The 19,198-nt window shown below is 70.9% G+C and carries 12 protein-coding genes; 4 read left to right on the top strand and 8 right to left on the bottom strand.

Annotation, left to right across the window (positions count from 1 at the left end):
• Nucleotides 1-18: 18 nt before the first annotated feature.
• Nucleotides 19-918, bottom strand: a complete 900-nt coding sequence (locus tag ABG085_RS01640) for an alpha-1,2-fucosyltransferase (RefSeq protein WP_347977708.1) — start codon at nucleotides 916-918, stop codon at nucleotides 19-21.
• A 77-nt stretch (nucleotides 919-995) separates the two neighbouring features.
• Between ABG085_RS01640 and ABG085_RS01635 the strand changes: the two genes are divergently transcribed.
• Nucleotides 996-1,901: a glycosyltransferase family A protein gene (locus ABG085_RS01635; RefSeq protein ID WP_347977707.1), complete on the top strand. Its 906-nt coding sequence runs from the start codon at nucleotides 996-998 to the stop codon at nucleotides 1,899-1,901.
• Entirely contained in the window at nucleotides 1,898-2,908 is a 1,011-nt protein-coding gene (locus ABG085_RS01630) for a polysaccharide pyruvyl transferase family protein (RefSeq protein WP_347977706.1), read from the top strand. The genes ABG085_RS01635 and ABG085_RS01630 overlap by 4 nt, the downstream gene beginning before the upstream one ends.
• Nucleotides 2,909-2,939: 31 nt before the next feature.
• On the opposite strand, the gene ABG085_RS01625 is transcribed toward ABG085_RS01630, so the two are convergent.
• Together ABG085_RS01625 and ABG085_RS01620 are read right to left on the bottom strand one after the other, a co-directional pair.
• On the bottom strand, nucleotides 2,940-3,779 hold the full coding sequence (locus ABG085_RS01625; RefSeq protein WP_347979256.1) for a glycosyltransferase: 840 nt from the start codon (nucleotides 3,777-3,779) through the stop codon (nucleotides 2,940-2,942).
• 13 nt (nucleotides 3,780-3,792) lie between these two features.
• Nucleotides 3,793-5,049 carry an acyltransferase gene (locus tag ABG085_RS01620; protein WP_347977705.1) on the bottom strand — a complete coding sequence of 419 codons (1,257 nt, stop codon included), beginning with the start codon at nucleotides 5,047-5,049 and terminating at the stop codon, nucleotides 3,793-3,795.
• A gap of 88 nt (nucleotides 5,050-5,137) precedes the next feature.
• Between ABG085_RS01620 and ABG085_RS01615 the strand changes: the two genes are divergently transcribed.
• The gene (locus ABG085_RS01615) at nucleotides 5,138-6,238 is read left to right on the top strand and encodes a hypothetical protein (RefSeq protein WP_347977704.1); all 1,101 of its coding nucleotides are present in this window, start codon (nucleotides 5,138-5,140) and stop codon (nucleotides 6,236-6,238) included.
• On the opposite strand, the gene cls is transcribed toward ABG085_RS01615, so the two are convergent.
• The gene (gene cls / locus ABG085_RS01610) at nucleotides 6,219-7,685 is read right to left on the bottom strand and encodes a cardiolipin synthase (RefSeq protein ID WP_347977703.1); all 1,467 of its coding nucleotides are present in this window, start codon (nucleotides 7,683-7,685) and stop codon (nucleotides 6,219-6,221) included. The two genes, ABG085_RS01615 and cls, sit on opposite strands and share 20 nt — an antisense overlap.
• 190 nt (nucleotides 7,686-7,875) lie before the next feature.
• Nucleotides 7,876-8,070, bottom strand: a complete 195-nt coding sequence (locus ABG085_RS01605; protein WP_347977702.1) for a hypothetical protein — start codon at nucleotides 8,068-8,070, stop codon at nucleotides 7,876-7,878.
• Between the two features lie 185 nt (nucleotides 8,071-8,255).
• Here ABG085_RS01605 and ABG085_RS01600 point away from each other — a divergent pair, with 185 nt between their 5' ends.
• Nucleotides 8,256-9,650, top strand: a complete 1,395-nt coding sequence (locus ABG085_RS01600; RefSeq protein ID WP_347977701.1) for a DUF4192 family protein — start codon at nucleotides 8,256-8,258, stop codon at nucleotides 9,648-9,650.
• A 126-nt stretch (nucleotides 9,651-9,776) separates the two neighbouring features.
• Here the strand turns inward: ABG085_RS01600 and ABG085_RS01595 are convergent, their stop codons facing one another.
• From ABG085_RS01595 to ABG085_RS01585, 3 genes are read right to left on the bottom strand one after another with little or no spacing between them, the layout of a single operon-like run.
• Entirely contained in the window at nucleotides 9,777-15,965 is a 6,189-nt protein-coding gene (locus ABG085_RS01595) for a S8 family serine peptidase (RefSeq protein WP_347977700.1), read from the bottom strand.
• 16 nt (nucleotides 15,966-15,981) lie between these two features.
• A complete protein-coding gene (locus tag ABG085_RS01590) occupies nucleotides 15,982-16,152 on the bottom strand; it encodes a hypothetical protein (protein WP_347977699.1) in 171 nt (56 codons plus the stop codon).
• 57 nt (nucleotides 16,153-16,209) lie between these two features.
• Nucleotides 16,210-19,170, bottom strand: coding sequence for an AAA family ATPase (locus ABG085_RS01585; RefSeq protein ID WP_347977698.1), 2,961 nt, complete (start codon nucleotides 19,168-19,170; stop codon nucleotides 16,210-16,212).
• Nucleotides 19,171-19,198: the final 28 nt, after the last annotated feature.

The following is a 19,198-nucleotide window of genomic DNA, read 5'->3' as shown; positions in this document are numbered from 1 at the left end:
CACACTCTATCCAGCGCCTCACGCCCCGTCGGCGGCCGTTCGTGCGGCGGGGTCCCCCCGCCCGTCGAAGCCCTCGAGCGCCGTCCATGCGGGGTCGAGCTGATACGCGTCCCATCCATCGTCCATCCGCGCGTGGAACCTCGGCATGACGACGCGCGCGCCATCCTGGATGGCATCGGTGACGTAGCCGCCCCAGTACGAGAAGGTTGAGTTGGTGCCGATCAGGATGGGGGCCGAGGCGATCGCCAGGAAGTTCGCGACCGGGTCGCGCTCGGCGAACGAGACCTCCTGCGCCGCTGCCCGCAGCATCTCACCGAGATGCTCCCGGCACCACTGGGGGTCGTCCGACACGACGAGGATGCCAGGGACCGGTCCGACCTGGACGAGCGCCTCGCGCACGAACCCCTCGATGTCCATGCCGTACCTCGAGCGGAAGCCGTCATAGGCGTAGTAGTCGCCGCGCCGGACGTTGACGGCGACGGGCGCCGGCGCCGTCGTCGGAAGTCCGGGAGCCAGCACCTCGCGGACGAACCGCTGCAGCGCCTCGCGCGTGAAGTCGACGCCGAAGCGCTGCAGCGCGAAACCACCTTTCCACTCGCGTCGATCGTGGAAGCCGAGATCCTGCTTGCGGATCGTGAGCGCGGACAGCGCGGGGAACTGCTCCAGCCACGGAGCCATCCCCGGCACCTCGAGCACGAGCGTCGGGCTGCCCTCGGCCGTGCGCTGGTGGGAGGCGAGCCAGAGGTACAGCCAGTTCCCGAAGCGCATCCCGCCCGGCGTGGCGATCACGGTGCGGTCGCCACGGCGGAACCGGTCCACGACGTCCCCCGTCGTCCGCCGCGCGCGCCAGCGGACATGCCCGACGACCCTCCGCAACGGCCGGGACGCCCGCCACACCGCCTGCTTGACTGCACCCATCCGGTTCGTCCTCCCGTCTACACTATGCAGGACTCGCCGCGGGAGTCGTGCGAGGCGGGAGCAACCGGGGAGGAAGCGTGGACTCACGGTCGGTCAGCGTCATCATCCCCACGAACCGCGACGGTCGGTACCTTCGCGAGACGGTGGCCTCCGTGCGCGCGCAAACCGCGCCGGTGGGCGAGATACTGCTCATCGACGACGGTGCCCCTGCACCCGGCCTCGCCGCCATCGCGGCGGAGCTGGGCGTGACGTACGTGCGACAGGATGCCTCCGGCCTGTCCGTCGCCCGCAACACGGGCGTCGCGGCGGCGCACGGCGACTGGATCGCGTTCCTCGACGACGACGACGTGTGGCATCCCGAGCGCACCCGGAGCCAGCTCGACGCACTGACCGCCGCGCCGGAAGCGATCGCGGCGTACACGGGCGGCTGGTACATGGACGCGGAGGGGAAGCCGTTCGGCCAGGGCTGGCCCGCCCCCGCGGCCTCCGCCCACGACATGCTTGCCGGTGAGGTCACCTTTCCCCGTATCACCACGCTGCTGATCCGGCGCAGCGCCTACGTCGCCGTCGGGGGGTGCCGCAGCGAGATGGAGCCTGCGGAGGACAACGAGCTCATCCTCCGCCTGCTGCAGCAGGGCGGATTCGCCGCGGTGGACCGGCAGCTCGTCGGGTATCGCCGGCACAGCGCCAATGTCACCAATCGTGGGCTACCGGGCCGTGAGGCGGCGATGCGGGGGCTGCGCGGGCACGTGAACCGCGCGCGCCGCCGCGGGGACCGACAGCTCGCGGACCTGCTGGCGCGGAACCTTCGCCGCTACCGGCACGATGCGGCCGACGAGAACCTCGCAGAATGGGCGGCCGCAGCCAAGGCGGGTCGATTGAGCGACGTCCTCGCCCTCTCCTGGTGGGCGGTGCGAAGCGCACCCGTCGACTCGGCGGGCGCGGTCGCCCGTCGGGTGCTGCGCCGCGGGCAGCCAGGATGACACTCGCCCCCGTCCACGAGCACCTTCAACGTGAATCGCTGGACGTCCTCCGTCCGCTCCTCGAGCCGGGCATGCCGGTGGCCCTGGTCGACTTCCCGTTGCACGACAACGCCGGCGACTCGCTCATCTACCTGGGCGAACGCGCGTACCTCCGTCGGCTGGGCATCCCGGTGCGATACCAGACCTCGGTCGGGCGGTACCGGCCGGCCGATCTCGCAGGCCTGCACCCCGAGGGGCCGATCCTCCTTCACGGCGGGGGCAACTTCGGAGATCGCTGGGCGCTCTTCCAGCACTTCCGTGAGCGCGTGATCGCGGACTTCCCCGACCGCCGGATCGTCCAGCTCCCGCAGAGCGTCGAGATGTCTCCCGGGACCGCCGCCCGGGTGCGTTCCGCGTACCTGCCACACCCCGACCTGACGGTGCTCCTGCGCGACACCCACAGCCTGCGCCGGGCGGCCGACCTGCTCGAGGGCGTGCGAGTGGACTACTGCCCCGACCTCGCGTTCGGCTATCGCCCGACGAGGACCCGACGGGCACGCGTCGATATCGTTCAGCTGCGACGCGCCGACAGCGAGTCGACGGGGATGCCGCTGGTCGCCGGCGGCGGCTCGTGGTCGCAGGAGACCGTCGACTGGAACTACTCCCCGCTCGAGAAGCTGACCTGGAACCTCGCCAAGGCGCCCGGCTCCGTCGCCAAACGGGCTCCCAGAGCGCTTCCCCGCTTCTCCCGTGCTCTTGTCGATCCCGGGTACGCCCTGGCCGCTCGCACCCTCGTCCGCGCCGCCGAGGACACACTGCTGCGGGGTCGGGTCGTCGTCACCGATCGGCTTCATGCCGCCGTGCTCGCCACCCTGCTGGGCCGACCCGTGGTGGCCAGGGACAACGCCAACGGCAAGCTCGCCTCGGTCTTCGCCGACTATCTCGGGCGGTTCCCGCTCGTCCGCTTCGCGCACACGGCAGAGGAGGCCGACGACCACGTCCGCGAGCTGCTGCAGCCCCCGCGGTGAGCCATGCGGTGAGCCGCGCGGTCACACGGGGCTAGGAGGGGAGCCGCCGCATCGTGCGCTGAAGCAGACGCCGCTGCCACGCCGACAGGCGCGCCGATCGCGCTTCCAGGCGCGCGCGCAACTCCCGCGCGGCCTCTGCGGTCCGAGGGGAGTCCGGGCGCTGACCCGGCATCCAGTCGAGGTCGAGGTCGAGCGTCGCGCGCACGAAATCGCGGTACGACTGAGCGAGCCCGGCGTCGGTGCTCACTCGACGCGCATACTCACCGGTCAGCGACACCTGGCCTGGGTGGCGTCGGTAGGCGAGCGTCGGCAGCGGCATCCTGGCCATCGGCGCCCCCTGGGTCGCGGCACGCAGCCACAGGTCGTAGTCCTCGGCGAGCACGCCCCGGTAGCCGCCCGCCGTCTCGATGGCGCGCCGTGCGGCGAACATCGTGGGATGCATCACCACGCACATCACCGCCAGGTGCAGTGGCAGCGCCGCCGGCGGGATCGCGACCGGCGCGGACAGCGCGACCCGCAGGGGTGACGTGCGAAACCGCAGCACGGGCGAGAAGAGGATCTCGCACCGCTGCACGCGCAGCGCCGCGGATTGCGCGGCGAACCGCCACGGCAGGCACACGTCGTCCGCGTCCATGCGTGCGACGAATCGGCTATCCGTCTGGTCACACAGCGCCCGCAGCGCTGCCCCGACGCCCACCGTCCGATCATTCGGCATGAGCCGCAAGCGGCGGTCGTCGATCTGCTCGATCAGCCGGACCGTGCTGTCATTGGACGCATCGTCCCAGATGACCAACTCCGCGTCGCGCGGCATGGCCCGCAGCGTCGACGCCACCGCACGGCCCACCGTGGCCTGGCCGTTGCGGACCGGCATGAGTACCGAAAGCTCAGGCACTCGGCGGCCGTTCTCCCTCGGCGGGACGGGGAGCATCGCCCGCGTCACCGTCGGCCGCGGTGTCGGTCACGGGGGCTTCCGCCGCGCCGGGCGCCTCGACCACCGAGGCCGGCGCGGGTGCCCGGCTCGACGGCACCCGCTTCGCCCACGTGATGCACGGACGCTCCACGGTGACGAAGAGCAGGAGGCCGACGCCGAGCACCGCAGCGAACCCGACGGTCCACAGCAGGATGAGCAGCAGCACCCCCTCGGGCACGCGGAGGAACTTCTGCAGGAACTCCGAGGCGTACCAGAGGGTCGGCTGGTGGATGAGGAAGAGGCTGTACGACCGGTAGCCGAGCCAGGACACCGGCCGCCACGCGAACGCCGCCCCGAACGGACGCACCGTCAGAACGAGGACGATGAGGCCGCCGAACAGCACGGAGAGCCCGAAGTCGCGGATGGGCAGCACCGTCCCGCGGAAGAAGGGCTCGGTGGCGACGAAGTAGGCCGCGACCATGACGGCCAACACCGCGAGCGCGTGCGGCGGTCGCACCCGGCCGGCAACCCGGAAGCCCACCACCGCGGCGAGCATGCCGAAGGCGAACTCGGTCAGCCGGCCCAACCCCGAGGCGGCCCAGAGGAACACGACGGAGAAGTCGGCGTCCCCCAGGAAGAGGTCGACGCCGATGCGGAAGAGCACCGACACGACGATCGCGCCGACGATCGCGCGCAGCCCCCACCGGGCGGCGGCGAGCATCACCAGCGGGAAGAGCAGGTACAACTGCATCTCGAGCGCCATCGTCCACAGGCTGCCGTTGATCGTCGACCAGTACTGCGGGAAGAACATGTGCGTGAAGGTGACGTGGCTCAGCACGTCGCCCACGCTCGGCCAGGGCTGCCACGATGCCTCCCGACCGAGCAGCTTCATCAGCAGCACCAGCGTCTGCGGCAGGAGGATCGCGTAAGCGAGAGCGGCGTAGTAGGGCAGCACGATCCGGCGCAGGCGCCGATTGAGGTACGGCCCCGCACGAAATCGCCCGAGGCGCGACGGATCCCGGGCGAACGGCAGAAACAGCACGAAGCCCGTCAGGACCACGAAGAAGTCCGGACGGATGTTCTGGGCCACCACGGTGGAGATCACCGGGATGTCCGGCGTCCCCGCGAACTGCCACGAGTGGAACGCGAACACCAGCAGGAACGCCAACGCGCGCAGGCCGTCGATGGCCGCGATGCGCTCCGTTCGCTCCCCAGCAGGTGCGGATGTCACCGCCCCAGAGTAGAGCACGCCGCGTTTCACGCGTGGGAGCGGTCCGCACGCGCACGGGCGCACACCGGGCCTCGCCTACACTGCGAGGATGACCGACCTGCTCTACGTCAGCGCCGTCGGAGCGACGGTCGCCATCGACCTGTCGGCTCTCGATCCCGATGACGCAGAAGCCGTGCGGCACGTGTGGGCCGATGCCGTCGCCGGCGCGGTCGACGATCCCGCGGCTATCGTCGTCCCCCGCGACTCGGGGCGCATCCGGATGCTGCAGTCGCTGTCCCGGCAGGTGACGCGCGTCGCGATAGACGCCAGGCGAGCAGACCTCTGGATGATTCATGCGGCCGGCATCGCGACGTCCGCGGGAGACGTCTTGGCGCTCGTCGGGCCGTCGGGGCGCGGCAAGACGACGGCATCCCGCCAACTGGCCCGTGGCTACGGCTACGTCTCCGATGAGACGGTCGGCATCGCCCGAGATGGCCGCGTCTTCGCCTACCGCAAGCCGCTGTCGGTCATCGAAGAGCCCCGTGCGCCGAAGGTCGAGCAGCGACCGTCATCCCTCGGGCTCGGCACGATTCCCGCCGACCTGCGACTGCGCGCAATCGTGCTGCTGAACCGGGAAGCAGAACATGATGGCCCTCCGGTCCTCACGGCAATCGATCTGGCCGACGCGCTCGATGGCCTCGTGACCCAGTCCAGCCACCTCGCCGAACGGCCCGACTCGCTGCGGCTCATCGCCGCTGTCGCGGAAGCGACCGGCGGGATCCGCGCGGTGCGCTACCGCGAGGCGAGTGATCTCATGGGCATCGTCCCACAACTCCTCTCCAGTCCCATCGCGATTCCGTCGATCGCTCCGCCGACCACACGCGACCCGGGAACGGCGGACGACAGCCGCGAAGAACCTCGGTTCTTCCGCGCCGCCTGCGTCGACGAGCTCGAGCTCGTGGGCTCCGACCGCATCGCCGTGCTGACCGCTGACGCGGCCGGCCGTGGCACCGTGCGCGTCCTGGACGGCATCGCGCCGACACTGTGGGCCGCGGCATCGGGCGTCCCCCTCGAGGCGCTCGTCGCGGCCGCGACCGCGGCGCATGGCGCACCCGACGGCGCGGATGCCACCGGACTGGTTCGCGCCTCGGTGGAGCGGCTCGTGACGGAGGGTCTGCTGCGCGTCGCGCCTACTGCAGCGCCGACGTGAGCCGCGCGAGGTTGTCCAGCACGGTCGAGCGCAGTGGTTGCTTCTCCCATTCCTCGAGCGTGAGCTTCCGGCTCAGCGAGCGGTACCTGTCCTCCACCGTCCGCATCTGGCGCACGAACTCCTCGCCTCGCACGAACAGGGAGATCTCCATGTTGAGACCGAAGGAGCGCATGTCCATGTTGCTCGAGCCGACGATCGCCACCTCGTCGTCGATGGTGAGACTCTTCGTGTGCAGGATGTACGGCCTCTTGTACATCCAGATCTTCACGCCCGCCCTCAGCAGCGCCTCGTAGTAGCTGCGCTGCGCGTGGTAGACGATCGCCTGGTCGCCCTCCTCCGACACGAAGAGCTCGACATGGATGCCACGCTGGCACGCCGTCGTGATGGCGAGAAGCAGCGCCTCATCGGGCACGAAATACGGGCTGACCACGATGATCTTGCGGTGCGCGGCGTAGAGCAGCCCGGCGAACAGCTTGAGGTTGTTCTGGAACTCGAACCCGGGTCCGGACGGCACGATCTGGCAGTCGAGATCGCCCGGCCCGCTCGTCACGTCGAAGAGGTCGATCTGCTCGGTGAGCACCTCGTCGGTCTCGCTGTACCAGTCGCTGAGGAACACGGCATTGACGGATGCCACGACCGGGCCTTCGATGCGCACCATGAGATCGACCCAGTGCAGGCCGCGGCGGATGTTCTTGCGCAGGTTGTAGGTGGAGTCGGTGACGTTCTGCGACCCGGTGAACGCGACGCGTCCGTCGACCACGACGAGCTTTCGGTGGTTGCGCAGATCGGGCCGCTGGTACTTCCCCTTGAACGGCTGCACGGGCAGCATGAGGTGCCACTGCGCGCCCATCGCATCCAGGCGCCGCAGCGTCTTCTTGTAGAACGGCTTGCCGCGGTTCGCCCAGTGGTCGAGCAGCACCCGCACGGTCACACCGCGCGCCGCCGCCTCTTCGAGCGCGCGGAAGAAGTTGTCGGTCGCGGCATCCGCCTGGAGGATGTAGAACTCCACGTGCACGAAGTGCTCCGCCTGCCGGATGGCGTCCGCCATCGCGTCGAGACTCTCCTGGTAGTCGGGGATCAGGTGCGCGGCGTTGTCGCCCGCGAGGGGCATGGCACCGAGGTTGCGGTTCAGCGTGACCAGCGAGGTGAACCACTGCGGGGCGTGCGGACGCAGCGTGCCGAAATCGAGCGACGCGCTGGTGTCGTGGATGTAGTCGTTGATGCGCTCCTGCTTGCGCCGGCGCGGGCGCGGCAGCCGGGGGTTGCCGATCAGCAGGAACAGGAAGACGCCGATGATCGGGATGAAGTAGATCGCGAGCAGCCACGCCATCGCCGCGGTCGGGCGGCGGTTGCGCGGGACGATGATGATCGCCGCCACGCGGATCACGATGTCGACGATGAAGACGAGCACCACCCACCACGTCGCATCGAACGTGATGGTGATCATCTACGGGCGCCTCTCGACAGGGTCGGGCGGATCGGACGGGCGGAGCGGCCAGCGAACCGGACGGTGTCCTCACACTATCGGGGCCGACCGACGCCGCCCGGCACGCGGGAATTTCGCCACGGCGGGCGATTGCGGAAGGAGCCCGCCGGGGTGGCGGGTGCTGCCGGAAGCCTGGAGTGGCGCGGCCGCCTCAGCTGTCGGCAGAGGTGGCGCCGGGGGCGATCGGCGGCAGTCCGCGCTTGGCGCGCTCCTCCGCCTCCATCTTCGCGTAGACGCGCCGCTCGGTGCGGTCCGAGCGGATGATGCTGCGCAGCACGAAGAAGAAGATCAACGACACCAGGACGGTCGGCAGGAGCGTCCACAGCACCGCGACCCAGTAATCCATATCTCCAGGATACGCGGTGCGGGTATCGGCTCCTCCCCAGAGGGGATCGTGCGGGCCGCGAAGCGCCCTTATCCACCGTTGCCGGTTCCTCCCCAGCTGCGCTCCAGAGCCTGTTCCCGCCGGCTTCCTCACCACCCCGTCATTCGCGCTCCGGCGCGGCAGTCTGGCCGCGAAGCTCATCCACCATGACCCCCACCGTCGTGAAAGCCGCGGATGCCGCGCAGTTCCTGTCCATCGTCCCCCGCATGCTGGGCTACCACCCCACCCGCAGCCTCGTCGTGATCCCGTTCCACGGCGGAAGCAGCCTCGGAGCGATGAGGTTCGACTTGCCCGAGGGCGACTCCGAGTCCGTCGACCGCATCGCTGCGACGGTGACCGGCACGGCGTGCCGACTGCCCGAGGCCGATGCCGTCGCCGCGATCGCGTACACCGACGCACGGTTCCACGAGGACGGACGGATGCCGCATCGCGAGCTCTTCGCCGCCTTCGAGCGCCGCGCCCACGCGTGCGGCCTGCGCGTCACCGATGTGCTGTGCGTCGCCGCCGATGGATGGGGATCGTTCCTCGACGCCGACTGTCCCGCCGAGGGCAGACCGCTGGCCGAGCTCACGTGGACAGGACCGGGAGACGTCCCGGCTCCGGACGGCGACCAGGCGACGGGTGCCGACCTTCCCGCGTGCTCCGCGGAGGAGCGCACGAGCGTCGAGAAAGCGATGGGCGCTCTGAACGAGGCCGTCGCGGTGCTGTGCGGGCCGGAAGGGCATGGCGCCACCGCCGGACGCTCGGGTCGAGCGGCGCGCAGTCCTCGCCCAACCACATCCGAGAACGTTGCCGCACCGTCGCGAGCCGCGGCCGTGCCTCGCGGTTCCGCGACGTCCACCCACGAGCGGGACGCCTTCGGTCTGCCGATCGATCGACCCGCAGGCGGCGCGACTGCCCACGCCGCGCCGCGCACGCGCGTCAGCGACCTTGGTCCCGTGCCGGCGCCGGTGTCGGGGGTCGTGGAGGACGAGGCATCCGTCACCGACGCGTCGTCGCGGCTCGACCCGCGCGCACTCGCGGCCGTCTGCCGGCTCGATGACCTGCCGCAGTTCTTCGAAGACGCCCTCGCGCGCCCACTCGAGCGCGCGGACGTGTATGACACCGCCGCCCTGGTGTGGTGCCTGGCCCGTCCCGCTCTGCGCGACGTCGCGCTGGTGCAGTGGAGCGGCAACCTCGCGCAGGGCGACGAGGCGTTCGACGCGCAGCTGCGCTGGGAGGCCGGCGAGGAGTACCCGGCCGACCTCGCGATGCGCATGTGGGGCGAGGGAGATCCGCCGCAGGTCTCCCGACTCGAGGCGGCACTCGCGTTGGCGCGGGCTGCCGCCGCGGTCGCGCCGCGGACGTCGCGACCGGGTGCCCTCGCGATGTGCGCCTGGCTGTCGTGGGCCCTCGGACGCTCGACCCACGCCGCCACGTACGCCGAGCGTGCCTGTGAGATCGAGCCCGAGCACGGCCTGTCCCAGATCGTGCTGTCGTTCGTGAGCGCCGGCCATCTGCCCGACTGGGCCTTCCGTCGCACGGGCGCCGCGGGCGCGTGACGAGGGCGGGTGCACCGTGAAGCGCCGCGCTCACGCGCCCACGCGCCCACGCGCCCACGCGCCGAAGCCTCCCCCGGCGATGACCAGGGGAGGCTCCGAGATGGGCGGCGGCCCGTCAGGACGTGGTCAGAGGCGCGGGTCCTCCCGAACCTTGACGGCATTCAGGATCGGGTCCCGCTCACTGATCTCGCCCGTGAACTCGATCGTGAGATCGCCTCCCGTGTGCTCGACGATGACCTCCTGAAGGTCGGCGGTGAGCGCGCCCACGGTGGCCTGGACGTCGTGGTCGTGGAGCACGGGAGTCCCGTTCACCAGGACGTCGAACGCCCGCATACCGGCTTTGACCTTGTCGATCTCGGCGAAGTCGAGGCCGATCCGGTACGTCCCGGCGGGTACGTCCTTGAACACGTAGCTGAACGCCTTTCCGGTCCGCTGGGTGCGGAACAGGTCGTCGTCCTCCGTGCCGCCGATGTCGGCCTTGGTGGCGCCGTCGGTACCACCGACGTACCCCCACGGCTCCGAGCCCAACGCGCGGTCGGGCGACCAGACGAAGCCGTCCGCGCCGACGAACCCGGCCCCACCGGCATCGACGCCCTGCCAGTAGGCGGAGGTCGCCAGTCGGACCGGCGCGAACTGCGCCACCTCCTTGCCGGTGCTGGACGCGACGAGCACATCCCCGACGAGCACGCCGGGCTCGATGCCGGCGTTGTCGACCTTCGCGGTGACCGTGGTGGACTCACCGATCCCGAGCTCGACGGTGCCGTCCGCGGCCTTTCCTGTGAGGGTCAGCCACGGCAGGTCGGCGGCCTCGTGCCCGCCGTCGTCGGTGCGCCGCTGTTCACTCAGCTCCAGCTGGAGCGGGGCGGAGCCCGTGTTCGTGACGGTCACGTCGGCCGTCGCCGTCTGGCCGGGGCCGAGCAGCCAATCGAGCTCGCCTCGGGTGACCGTCGCGATGCCGGTGGCCAGCGCGGTGTCGACCACCTCGGCCTGGTCCTTCGCGGCGATGGTCACCGGGTGGCTGGAAGTGACGTAGTTCGGCGCCGAGACCTCCACGGTGTTCTCGCCGACCAGCGCCTGGGCCTTCCATCGGCCCAGCTCGTCGGCCGTGATGACCCGGTCGCCGGCGGGACCCCGCAGCGTGATGATCGCGCCGGCGACCGGCGTGCCGTCGTTCTTGTCGGTGACCGTCCCTTCGATCGTGCCCGACGCCGGGAGCGTGTACTCGATCCCCAGCCCGGCAGTCAGCACCGGCTGATTGAAGGAGTACTGGCTCGCGGGGTTGCGCGTCAGGCTCTCCAGGCCGACCGTCGCCGACGACCCGTGGGTGAGGGGGTTGTCACCGCCGACGCCGTCGCCGTAGCCGATCTGGATGCGGCCGTCCGCGATCAGGGTGACGGAGAAGCTCACCCTGGCCGTCCGGTCGCTGTAGAAGGTGGCGTTGCGCCATTCGATGACCTCCGCCGCCATCCCGTCCACCTCGGTCATACCGAAGTAGATGCCGGCCTGGTCATCGACGATCAAGTCGTCCCACAGCGGGTAGATGGCGTCGACCGGGGTCCGCGAGGGCAGCGCCGTGTTGCTCGCATTGTTGCTCGACCGGTCGAAGACCAGCGACCCGTTCGTCGTCACGCACACGCCGTCCCAGGCCGTGTCGTAGAACGGGAACACGAAGCTGGAGTCGAACCACAGGACGCCGCAGAGGTCGTCGCCCTGCCACTCGGAGTCCGTGGTTCCCTGCCGGTAGAGCCCCTCGGTCACCTGCATCGAGTAGGAGCGACCCGCCGGCGCCACCGGCACGGGGCCCGGTTCCGGCTGCTGGGGCTGAGGCTCCGGTTCGGCTTCGGTCGCGCGCGGGTCGAGCGTCACACGCAGGGCCGCGATGCTCGGAGCCCGGAGGCCCTTCGCACCCCGCAGCTCGACAGTCAGCGGGCCGCCCTCGTGCTCCACCACGGCGGTGTGCCAGTCGGCGGCGTCGGGACCCACGGCGGAGGCGGCGTCGTAGGCGTACTGCGTCAGCTCGTCGCCGACGAGGACGTCGAACACCCGCTTGCCCGGCTCCACCTTGTCGGTCTCCGCGAACCCGAGGTCGATGTTGTAGGTGCCCTTCGGCGCATCGGGGAAGGTGTAGACGAGGCCGTTGTCCGGCGTGGTGCGCTGGGACTGGAACAGCGCGTCGTCCTCGGTGCCCGCGATCGGGGCGCGCGTGGAGGTCACCTTGTCCTTGCCCTGGTAGCCCCACGTGCCTTCCCCGGCCGCCTGGTCGGCGGACCAGGTGAAGCCGCTGGCATCGGTGAACGACGTCCCGCCGACCTCGACCGCCGCCTGGAAGGCGGTGGTCGTGAGCGTCACCGGGACGTAGGCCTTCGACTGCCGTCCGGCATCCGATCGCACGATGACGTTGGCGGCCCGCGTGCCGGGGTCGACATCCTTCGAGGTGATCGAGACCTCGACCGTGGTCGACTCTCCCGGGGCGAGGGTGCCGCCGGTGGAGGAGAGCGACAGCCACGGCAGGTCGGTGACCAGGTCGTCCTCGACGTCGACGAGCAGCACCTCGTCGCTAAGCTGGTCTACGGCCCACAGCGCGCCGGTCGAGTCGGTCTCGAGGCCGCCTCCCGCGCCCAGCTTCATGCCTGGGAACCACCACGCGTTGACGAGCGAGCAGTCCTCGGGGTCGACCTGCAGCAGGCGGGTGGGCCGGTTGGAGGTCCGGTCCGAGTACCAGATGGTGTCGGACGCCTGGTTGTAGGCGAGGCCCATGATCTCCGGCAGCGGCGGGGCGCAGAACGAGCGCAGTGCGCCGGCGTCGTCGTGAGACGTGCCCGCGACAGTCCCGATCATGCCGTTGCTCCGGCCGCCGACGTAGAACACGTCCTCCTCGGGGTTGTAGGCGAGCCCGGTCAGAGGCAGCGTGGACCAGTCACCCTTGATCTGCCGGGTCTCCTTACCCGCCTCCCGGTCGAAGCAGTGGATGTAGCTGTCAGGGCTGTCCTCCATCTGGCACATGTCACCGGTCTCGGTGTCGAGCGCCATGTCGAACGCCCGGTAGTCGGGGTTCCACGCCGCGTCGAAGACCTTGCCCGTGGACCTGCCCGTCACCGTGTAGGCGGTGTTGGTCCGCTTGTCGTAGTCGTGGACCCACACGTCTCCGTCGTATCCGACGCCCGAGGGCTCCTTCTCCGCGATGGTGCCCGGAATCTCGATGCGGGTGATGACCTCGCCGCCGGCGGTCGCGCCGACCTTGAGGGCGGCATCCGCCTCCGCGGCGGCGGATGCCGCCGACTCGCCGTCGACGTTCGACGCCGTCATGTCGCTTGCACCGGCCGTCCACGCGGTGAGGTCGATGGTGCTGTCCGCCCCCGTCTCGGTGCGCGTCGTGGCGCCCGCGGCGTCGAGCTCGGGATGGCGTTCGGCCTCTGCCAGGTCGTACGTGAGCGGGGCGGAACCGGTGTTGGTCAGCGTCAGCGAGCCGACGCCGTTCTGGTCCGTGCCCATCAGGACGTCCAGGCCGTCGGCCTTCAGGTCCGCGACGCCGGTGGTCAGGCGCGCATCGATCTTGGCCTTCGCGTAAAGCTCGTCGAGCGTGAAGTCGTACGACCCGATCGTGTAGTTCGGCGCCTCGACCGTCATCGTGTACTCGGCGACGGGAAGCTGGCGGTGCACGACGCCCGTCCCGCCGGTCGTGACGCGCTCGACGAGTCCGTCCTCATCGGTGAACGAGACGGTGGCCCCGGACACCGGCAGCCCGTCGTTCTTGTCGATGACGGTGGCATCGAGGTAGCCCCAGTCGGGCAGATCGTAGGTGACGATCATCCCGTCCTCGAGCACCGGCGCGTTGTCGGAGAACCGGATGCCGTCCACACCCGCCCAGCCCTGGATGCCGGTGATGGCGCGGGCACCGGCCGTCACCGGGTCGTCGGTGCCGATGCCGTCGCCGTACCCGAAGACGATCTTGCCCGAGCGCGTGAACGTGGCCGAGAAGTCGACCGGTTCCGTGTACTCCGACCGGATCGGGTACGACCAGATCTTGGCGTCACGGTACTCGACGACGAACGCGTCCTCCCCGTCGAGCTTCGTCGCCGCCGTGAACACGCCACCGCCCGGGGCGAACTCGACCGGGGTCTCGACGGAGAACGGGAAGGCGCCGGCGCCGCCGTAGCCCGGTCCCGTGGAATCGACGGGAGAGATGTTGCCTCGCAGACCGATGCCGAGCGTGTCGTGACTCCCGTTGTAGAGCGCGATCGGGAACGGCAGCTCCACCATCGCCCAGACACCTTCCGTGAAGGTGACGGGGTCGGTGCCGCGCAGGTGCTCCCCCTCGGAGACGGCGCAGCTGTAGCCGCCGCCGTCGACGATGAGCCCGACCGGGATCTCCAGCCGCTCGTTCTCGGCGCCGACCGTCAGCGGAACGGACGTCGGCGAGAAGCAGGCATTCGGCGTGACGGCGATGCCGTACTGGCCCTCGGGCACGTCGGCGATCGCGAACGCGCCGTCGGCGTCCGTGCGGACGGCATCCAGCGGCGTCCCCCTGACCGAGACGTCGGCGTTCGGAACGGCGTCGCCGTCTTCGTCGACCACCGTGCCGCGGATGTCGTGGCGCGGGGCGGCCGTGAGCGCGAGGTCGGCGGAGGACTCCTCGCCGAGGGCGATCGAGACCTCGACGGTCGCGGACAGGTAGCCGAAGACCTTCGTGCTCAGCTCGTAATCGCCCACGGGCAGGTTCACGGAGAACCGGCCGGCGTCGTCCGTCCCGACGGAGCGCGTGAACGGTCCGCTGATCGTCAACTCGGCGCCGACGACCGGCTCACCGTTCGCGGTGACCGCTCCGGTCAGCGTGCCTCCCTGACGGGGCGCGAGCTCCAGCAGGCGGGGCAGGTCCAGTCGACCCTCGCCGTACATGTTGTTGAAGTCGGCGGTGCCGCCGCATGACGTGTTGTCCACGTCGACGGCCGACTCGCCGAGCAGGCGACGGGTCTCCTCGACCTGCCCGATGAGTGTCGGGTCGTAGCTCCACAGGTCGGCGATGGCGCCGGCGACATGCGGCGACGCCATCGAGGTGCCGGACATCTCGACGTACTGGTTGCCGGGGTACGACGAGCGGACGCCCACCCCGGGCGCCGAGATCTCGGGCTTGATCTGTCCGTTCTCACCCTCCCCCTTGCGCGAGAACGCCCCCAGGTTGCCGCTCACGTCGTAGGCGCCGACGGAGTATGCGCCCGGGGCCGCCCCCGGCGAGGAGACGGTGTCACAGGCCGCGTACGGCGAGGTGTTGCCCGACGACCAGACGCTGAAGATGCCGGCAGCCGTCCACGCCTCGTCGATGGCATTGAAGAAGGTGTGGAAGTCGTGCTCGGTGTCCTGGCCCCACGAGTTGTTGATGACGTGAGGACGCTTCGAGGGATCCGCGTTGTCACCCTGCAGATCGGTGGGAGCCAGCAACCACCAGCCGGAGGCCAGCAGCGACTCCGCCCCGGATCTGCTGCAGCAGCCGTCGGTGGCGATCCAGTTCGCACCCGGGGCGACGCCGACGTGCTCGGTGCCGTCGTCGCCGACCATCGTGCCCATGGTGTGCGTGCCGTGGCCGTTGTCGTCGCACGGCGCGTCCGAGCAGGTGGTCCGGGTGGCCATCCAGTTGTAGTCATGGTCGAAGGTGCCGTCCGGCTTCGCGCCCCGGTACTTCGACACCAGCGCCGCGTGATCGAACTGGACACCCGAGTCGAGGTTGGCCACGGTGATGCCGGCGCCTGTGGCGCCCATCGCCCAGGCCTCGGGTGCACGGATGGCGTCCACGCCCCACGCGTTGACGCCCGCCTCACCTGCGACCGCGGCGTCGTCGGGGCGGACGGCCTCGTCACCCGGCGCCTTCTCGTCAACGGGTTCGACGAGCGCGACCTGCGGCGACGCGTGGATCTCGGCGACCTGCCCCACCGAGGCGACGTCGAGCGCGAGTTCTTGCGTGCCGCCCTTGACGAGCACGGCGTTGACAAGGGGGTAGGACGTGTATTTCACGCCCGCTGCCTCGAGTTCGGCGGCGACGGCCGCCTCGGAAGCCTTGGCCGACTTCTCGAGCGCGTCGTAGACGAACTGGCCGCGCTCGTCCCAGTCGGTGATCTCCTTCGCGGGTGCCAGGTCGGCGTTGGTGCTGAAGGTGATCCAGAAATCGGCGACCGGGTCCTCGTCGAAGCGGTCCTTCAGGTCGCTCGCGATCTTGGCTTCGGGCGGACCGGCATCCGGTTCGGCGGCGGCCGCCGGGAGCGGCGCACCCATGGTCAGGCCGGCCATGACGGCCAGCGACGTGGCGAGGGCGGTGAGTCTCATGGGTGGGGTCTCCGGTCTACAGGGGTTGGTAAGGATCGTGGCTGTGGCGCGAACGGTCGGCGGCGCCGTCGGGATCGACGGAGCCGTCGGTGGGGGCTCCACCCTGCGGGGGCAGCGCGGGCTCGGTGCTCGAGTCGTCACTCGCGGCGGCCTCGTGGCGCGCGGCTGACTCCGGGACGTGGGACATGCAGGTCATGCTTCGGCACACAGCCCGCACGTCGCTATCCCGCGAATACGTCAATCTTTACGAGAGCGTCACACCTGAGTCGTCGTCCTCGAGCATTCCCGCCTCTGTCACCTTGACGGCGAGAGCGGTGCGCGACGTCACCTCGGCCTTGCGCATGGCTGACCTCAGCTGCTGGTCCACCGTGGCCGGCGACTTGGCGAGGATCTCGCTGATCTGCCGGTTCGTCCTGCCCGCGACCACCAGCCGGACCACCTCCAGCTCGCGGGGCGAGAGGCGGTCGCCATACCCCTTGCGGCCACCGCGCCACAGGCGGGGCACGTCCGCGCCGTGGTCGCGGAGCCGCTGGGCGACGCGGTCGGCGTCTCCCCGGGCGCCGAGCCGGAACAGCTCCTCGTACTGAACGGACAGCATCTGGCGCCCCTCGGCGACCCGATCCGCGGCCAGAAGCGCAATGGCCTGGCCCTCGCGCGCACGCAGGGCGTCGTACGGCCGCGGCAGCGCCTCCCACGCCTGCGCCGCCCGCGCGTAAGCGGAGGCGGCCCGGGCCGGGTCGTCCCCCGCGGCAGCGACGTGCGCCCGACAAAGTGCAAGCCCGGCCCGAGGGGCCGGGGCGGTGTGGCCGCGCAGCCCCCGCGCGAACTCCTCGGTGAGTGCTCTCGCGGCCTCGGCCTCCCCCGCCGCCAACAGCGCCTCGACCCGCACGGGAGCGACGTCGGTGGCCCACAGCCAGATGCCCTTGCCCCGAATGGTGCGAAGCGGCGCATCCGTGATCTGCAGCGCCCGCGGGATGTCGCCGTCCGCCCGCCACAGCCTGGCCAGCTCGGCGGCCGGCTCCATCGCATCGTCGGCGGCGCCGAGCCGTGTGGCCTCATCGAGGACGAATCGGAACTGCTCCTCCGCCTCCCGGCGGCGTCCGGCCGCGGCGGCCAGCCGGGCGATCAGCCGGACGCCGGCCAGATGGATCGCCGGCCGGTCAGCGTTGGCCTCGGCGAGCGCGGCGCTGCGCTCGGCCAGACCTTCCCACCGTCCGCGGAACCAGTCGAGGTTCGCGAGTTCGAGCTGGACGTTGAAGAGCAGCCGCGACGACTCCTCGGCGTCGGCGAGCCTCAGCGCGACGGCGAGGTGCCGCTCCGCGTCGGCGTACCTCCCCCACATCACCGCGCCTGTGCCGATGTTCGTGTGGATGCGGGCGACGTCGAGCCGCTCCGGGGCGGTCGCGCCGTCGAACGGCAGCCCGGCGACGACGTCCCAGGCCTCGTCGTCGCCGAGCATGAGGAACGCGGCCGCGCGGTTGCCCGTCAGGTTGAGTCGAACCGCAGGCGACTCGATACCGGCCGCGAGGTCGGCTGCGCGCCGCAGCCAGCGTCGATGGGTCGAGGCCGGCCACGGCGACCCGTAGGCCCAGCCGAGGTACGTCATGGCCTTGGCGGCCTCGGCCGGGTCGTGGCCCAGGTCCGTCACCGCCCGCTCCAGCTCCACACGCGCGGCCGCCGCCTCGCCGCCGGTGATGAGGAGCCGGCCCAACGGGTTGCGGATCTCAGCCTGCTCGCGGGCGGAGAGGCCGGGGCCGTCGAGCACCGCGCGCAGGCCGCGCACGACGCGATGATAGACCTCGTCGACCGGCTCTCGGCGCCCCAAGGCGGCGAGGCCGGTGGTGCGCGCGATCCGCGCCAGGTCTGCCGGCGGGAGCGCCGTCTCGCTCAGAAGGTCGACGAGCACGACGACGGCGGTGGTGTTGTCCCCCGAGGCCAGCGCCTGCGCTGCCGCCTGCTCGGCGTACCGGGCCCAGGGCGCGGTCACACCGGCCTCACGGAAGTGGTGGGCCAGTCGCGCGACGGGCTGCGGGTCCACGGACTCCAACGCCTCGCCTGCTCGGCGGTGCAGGAGAGCCCTATCCGTGCGCGCGACGGCCTCGTAGACCGCCGTCGCGACCAGGACGTGCCGGAATCGCCACCGGCCGCGGTCGTCGCCGGACAGGATCCTGGCGTCGGCCGCTTCAGCGATGCCGGCGCGGGCATCCTCCGGCGTGAGGCCCGCGGTCCCGGCGATCGCAGCCTCGGACGACCACTCCGCCAGGACCGCCGCGGCGCGCAGCGTCTGCTGCGCCGCGGGCGACAGGCGGTCCACCCGCTCGCGGGTGGAGTCGCGGACGGTGGGCGGCACCTGGAGCTCCGTGAGCGCCAGACGGACCCACTGCCCGTCGCGGAAGACGATGTCCGCGCGATCGCACATGAGCCGCACGGACTCCTCGATCGCCAGGGGGATGCCCCCGGTCCGCTCGTGCAGAAAGCTGCGGAACTCGTGGGAGATGGGCTCTCCGCCCAGCATCGACGACACCAGCGACGCCGTGTCGTCCGGCGCTACCGACGCGAGGGCGATCCTCGACCCGGTGACCCCGACGGGCAGACGGGACGTCAGCCGCAGCAGCAGCGACCCGGCGTCCACCTCCTCCGGGCGGTAGGAGATCACCAGGCTCGGTCCGTCCGCACGCTGCCGGGAGGTGAGGAACAGGAGGAACTCCAGCGTCACCTCGTCAGCCCAGTGCGCGTCCTCCAGCACGAGGACGTCCACGCCCAGCGCCCTGAGCAGCTCGTCGAGGGCGCGGAACAGGCGATGCCGCGCGGCCTTCGCGTCCTCGAGGGGTTCGAGGGCGGGCGGCAGGTCGCCGGACCACTCCGGAAACAGCGGCCGCAGGGCTCCCGCCAGGTCGGTGAGCCGCAGCCCCGCGACGAGTCGGTCGATCCCTCGGAAGGCGTCGACGATCGGCCCCAAGGTCAGTGATTCCCGCAGCGGCGGGCACACCGACACCAGGGCGGTGAGCGCCTGTTCGCCGGCGATCCACTCCTGCAGCAGTCGGCTCTTCCCGATTCCCGCCTCACCCTCGACCAGCACGATGGCTGGCCGCCGCGAGACGGCAGCGCGGAGTGCGTTCAACTCGCGATCGCGACCGACGAAGTGCGGCGTGGAGATCGGGAGGGAGTTCGCGTCCGAGCGGTTGACCATGCGAGATGGTCTCATCTGTCGCCCTCGACCGTCGAGCCGCAGC

The sequence above is a fragment of the Microbacterium sp. ProA8 genome (assembly GCF_039905635.1).
Lineage (GTDB): Bacteria > Actinomycetota > Actinomycetes > Actinomycetales > Microbacteriaceae > Microbacterium > Microbacterium chionoecetis.
The sequence above is the reverse complement of the archived record's forward strand: the minus strand, read 5'-3'. Positions and strand labels throughout refer to the sequence as shown.